Origin of the sequence: Rhodococcus sp. EPR-157, assembly GCF_001647195.1 — a bacterium.
Lineage (GTDB): Bacteria > Actinomycetota > Actinomycetes > Mycobacteriales > Mycobacteriaceae > Rhodococcoides.
The window spans coordinates 1-264 of record NZ_LVCV01000412.1 but is presented as its reverse complement, the minus strand read 5'-3'; the positions used below and the strand labels follow the sequence as shown (position 1 = coordinate 264).

General features: G+C 59.8%; 1 pseudogene. It reads right to left on the bottom strand.

The annotated features are described in order from the left end of the window. Window positions 1-235 (bottom strand): annotated as a pseudogene (locus A2J03_RS19125) (amino acid transporter); the annotation flags it as partial. Between the last annotated feature and the right edge of the window lie 29 nt (window positions 236-264).

Sequence of the window (264 nt, the reverse complement as noted above, 5' to 3'; positions counted from 1 at the left end):
GCTTGCCGTGCACGATCAGGTCGGTCTGAAATTCCGATGCGTCCCTGATATTGGCTTCAAGGAACAGAATCGGTTCCTCGGAGGGAATGCGACTGTCCGTGCGTTGTTGCGCTTCCTTGGCCGCATACTCGGTCGGATCCAGATGCCGGGAGTCGTGGCAGACGATCTGGATGGATCCGCGCGCGGCTGCCTCGGAGACGAATCGAAGTGCCACCTCGTCGAATTCGACCGACATTGCCCGCAATTCGAACGATCGGGTCGCCC